General features: G+C 23.1%; 6 protein-coding genes. 3 read left to right on the top strand and 3 right to left on the bottom strand.

Annotated elements, in window-relative coordinates:
• Positions 1-122 precede the first annotated feature (122 nt).
• The gene (locus EHU54_RS04880; RefSeq protein ID WP_400249242.1) at positions 123-584 is read right to left on the bottom strand and encodes a hypothetical protein; all 462 of its coding nucleotides are present in this window, start codon (positions 582-584) and stop codon (positions 123-125) included.
• Positions 585-879: 295 nt separating this feature from the next.
• On the opposite strand from EHU54_RS04880, the gene EHU54_RS04875 reads away from it, so the two are divergent.
• The 3 genes from EHU54_RS04875 to EHU54_RS04865 are packed head-to-tail and all read left to right on the top strand — an operon-like array spanning position 880 to position 2,889.
• Positions 880-1,884, top strand: a complete 1,005-nt coding sequence (locus EHU54_RS04875) for a hypothetical protein (protein ID WP_400249241.1) — start codon at positions 880-882, stop codon at positions 1,882-1,884.
• 19 nt (positions 1,885-1,903) lie between these two features.
• Positions 1,904-2,404 carry a lipoprotein gene (locus EHU54_RS04870; RefSeq protein WP_400249239.1) on the top strand — a complete coding sequence of 167 codons (501 nt, stop codon included), beginning with the start codon at positions 1,904-1,906 and terminating at the stop codon, positions 2,402-2,404.
• A gap of 2 nt (positions 2,405-2,406) precedes the next feature.
• Positions 2,407-2,889, top strand: a complete 483-nt coding sequence (locus tag EHU54_RS04865; RefSeq protein ID WP_400249237.1) for a lipoprotein — start codon at positions 2,407-2,409, stop codon at positions 2,887-2,889.
• 38 nt (positions 2,890-2,927) lie between these two features.
• Here the strand turns inward: EHU54_RS04865 and EHU54_RS04860 are convergent, their stop codons facing one another.
• Positions 2,928-3,701 (bottom strand): hypothetical protein, encoded by a 774-nt coding sequence (locus EHU54_RS04860; protein ID WP_400249236.1) that lies wholly within the window; start codon positions 3,699-3,701, stop codon positions 2,928-2,930.
• A 19-nt stretch (positions 3,702-3,720) separates the two neighbouring features.
• On the bottom strand, positions 3,721-4,001 hold a 281-nt coding region (locus EHU54_RS04855; protein WP_400249235.1), incomplete at its 5' end, for a hypothetical protein.

Here is a 4,001-nt window from a genome sequence, read left to right as displayed (position 1 = left end):
AAAGGTCCACGCAATAAAGCATTAACCATATCAACATAGGCTTTTTGACCTGTTGTATTACCTTGCAATGTAAAAGGTACTTGTGGCAAATTAATTGTTGCCATAATATTTCACTCCCTTANTTATCTAAGGTTTTTAAGTGTATAATCAGTTAATTTTTTAATTTCCTCAGGAGTATATGCTCCTTTTTCTTTAATACTTTCAATTTCATTATTTTTATTTTCAACCGATTTTTCAATCATATCTTTAATAAAATTAGTTGGTGAAACTGATGGTTGTTCTTCAACAAACAAATCAGGTTTTAATTCTTTTAAAGTTTGCATTTTTTCAGATAAAGAACTACCACTAACTTTATTTAAATTAGTTTTAATATCTTCAATTTTAGTAGATGGAACATCTTTAAAAGCTTTTAATTCATCTAATTCATTAGATAATTTAATAAAGTCTTCTTTGGATATAACATCTTCGCGTTTTTGCACACTTTCTCTAATTTGCTTTGCTTCATTATTAAACTGATTTAAGATATTTTCTGCATTCTCTTCACTTAAACCTTGTTCTATTAATTGTTCTTTTGTAAGCGCCATTTTATAAACTCCTCTTTTTTTATCCTTGTTCGATTAACAAGTCAGCATAAACTCTTTTTTTGATACAAAAAGATTAAAACTTAAATCAATTATATACTTATAGTTTATAAATACAATACTTTTTATAAACAAATACTAAACTTAATGTATTTTGTTGTTAATTTAGATTTTAAAGTGTGTAATAAAAGTTATTTTGAATAATAAATTTATTAAATAATCCTATTTTAGACTTGTATATATATATATATATATATATAATGAATCATAGAAATTAATAAAAAGGAGAAATACAAGTATGAAAAAATTACTAAGTTTATTAACTGTATTAACAATTAGTGGAACTGCTGTTCCAACAACAATTGCCGCTAGCCCTTATCAAAAAGAACAAACTATAAGAGGTAAAAGACAAACACAAGATCCTATTTTTAAAACTAATGGGGCCGACAAACCAACNGAACAACAAATNAAAGAAAAANTAATTAAAAAATACCCACATATAAAAAGTGATCAAATTAAAGTTAAAAATATTACTAGTAATTCTGTAAATATTACTATAGATGGATTTTCTGGAGAAACAACACTTACTTTTATAGTTGATAAATCTGTACCAATAAATGACGTTATTAAAATTACTCATTTAGGAGAAATAGATTTTACAAAANATGTCTATGAAATACAAATAATTAAAGACTTATTAAAACATTTTAATCCACAATTAGATATTTCAAAAGTTGATCTTAAAAGTTTTTCTATAAATAGGTCCACAATTAAATCAACTGATACAAGTATTTATACTGGTGAAATAGTCGTTAATTATTCTAGACCATTAAAATCAGTTATTACAGTGATTGAATTAGGTTCAATTAAAAATAATGGTTTAAATTTACCAACAGAACAAGAAATTAAAAATAAATTAAAAGAATTAAATAAAGGTTTAGAAAATAATATAAATGATTTTGAAGTTAGTGATATAACACCCACAAATGCAAAAATACAGTATAAAAGAAAAGATATTTTAAGTGGTGAAGTAGTCGTTACTTTTATATCTAATATTAATTTAAATAAAATTATTACAAATAATAATTTAGGTGAATTTAAAACTGAAAATTTATCTAATCCAACAAAACAACAAATTAAAAATAAACTAAAAGAAATGTATAACAATCTAGATATCACAAAAATCAAAGTTGAAAATATTACTAACAGCAGTGCAAAAATCACTTCTGCTGATGAAACTGTTTATACCGAAAATGTAAAAGTTAATTATAGTGTTTCAATAGATTCACTTAATTGATATTAATAAAAAGGATATAAGGAATATGAAAAAACTATTATGTCTTTTAGGCACAATCACTTTAATTGGAACAAGTACAACAAGTTTAGTTGCTTGTAATACACCACAAGAATATACACTAAAAGAATTAGCAAAATTAAAAGAAGAAAACAAAATACACACTGATAATCAAGAAATCAAAGATAATCTAGAATGAATAGCACCACAAGAAAAACCATTTAATACTGTTGATAATAAGTATTATTATGTAGTATGGCGTGGTGACAAAAATGATAAATGAAAAAATATTAATTTTAATTATAATTTTAATGATACAAAAAAAATAGATAAAGATAATTCATTCATTCTTTATATTACAGCAATTAAAAAATTACAAATATGAAATGAAACAAATAAAAATTGAACTGAATGAAGTAATGATAAAAATAAAATACAATATAAATCAGTTTATCGTTGAAGTTTAGATACTAATGAACCTGGTTTAATTTTAGATGAAAACAGTAATGTAAAAATTAACAGAGAATAGAAATGAAAAATATTTTAAGCATTTTAGGGACAGTTAGTTTAGTCGGAACACCAACTTTTAATTTAATTAGTTGCAACCCAAATATAGAACAATGTCATAAAGAAATTATTGGTGATTTTGAAAGAATATGCTACAGAGAAAAAAAATTTAATGTAGCTGATAATAAATGATATATTATTATTGCTAAATTAAATTTAGAAGATAATTGAGAAATATTTAAATTTCAAAATAAAGAAATTAAGCCAAATTATATTTTTGGAACATCGAATTCAAAAATAAGTATAGTATATTGATTAACAAGCAATGTAAATGATATTGAAAGAAAATACTATACAATAGGACTTATTAAGTCTAATGGAGATTGAAATAATGTTTCACCGTGAGAAAGAGGAGTTAGCAACTTCAAAGAAATTTATCAATATTTAGGTAATGATGAACCCAATTTACCTAAAATTGATAAAGAGGGTAATTTAAAAGTTAAGTAATATAATAAATAATAAAAAGAGATTATTAAATCTTTTTTTTATTTTGGTATAAATGTAATTTTAACTGGGTTTTCACTTTTATTCCTAATGCCTAGTACATTTGGATTATCAACATCTAATACAATATTTTTGTTATTACCAAAATATTTTCAATGCATTGTGCTATCTAATAATAAATTTATATTTATAATTTTTGATATTCTAATTTTTAATTTTACATCATTAGTATAATATGCTTGTAAATATGTTTCTCTAATTTTATCGTTATCATTATTAGATATTTTTGTTATTTGAAGTAAAAAATCTAAAACTACTCTTTTATCAGAAGCAAAATATCTATTTTCGTAATCATCACCCTGTAATCCATTAGTATATGCAATAGGTTCAAATGTTTGAATTTCATTAGTTATATTATCAGTATATAAAGTTATTGTATTATCAAAATTAACTTTATCAGTTTGTGAACGACCACTTTGTTGCAAAGTTATATTTGCTAATGAACCCAAATTAATATTACAGTTTAAACCACCCAAAATATCAACATTTCTATTAGGAATAAAATTTTCTATTTCAGGTGGTCCACACTCAACTTGTAAATTACCTAAATTACTTATTTCTATTGTTTTATAAGAACTAATAAATTTACTAATACTTTGAATTGTGGGGTCAATTTGTTTTAAATCAATTTCTACTTCATAATAAGCATTATATTCTGCTGTATTATCAAATAAATTAATGGGAGGAAAATTTTCTTTACATTGTGCTGGTTCTGTAATTTTAGTTTTTAATGGTAGTACTACATCGGAAGGCATAATATCTTTTGTATATTCTTTATATATATGGTACTGGTGGTAATACATATTGTGGATAATTAAATGTTGGTATTTCATAATCGTGTGGTAATAAGAAACTAGTTTTATAATTAGTTGTCATATCACGAATATAATTATTTAAAACACTTTTTGTTTTACCTCTAAAACTTCATACTGATAATCTTAAATAATCTTCTTCATTATTAGTATACGGGTTATCAGCATAAAAGATAATTTCAAAATTACCTTTATATAATGCTTGGATTGAAAACATATCAATTATATAACTACAATTTGTCC

The sequence above is a fragment of the Spiroplasma sp. ald genome (genome assembly GCF_044714355.1).
Lineage (GTDB): Bacteria > Bacillota_I > Bacilli_A > Mycoplasmatales > Mycoplasmataceae > Spiroplasma > Spiroplasma phoeniceum.
The sequence above is the reverse complement of the archived record's forward strand: the minus strand, read 5'-3'. Positions and strand labels throughout refer to the sequence as shown.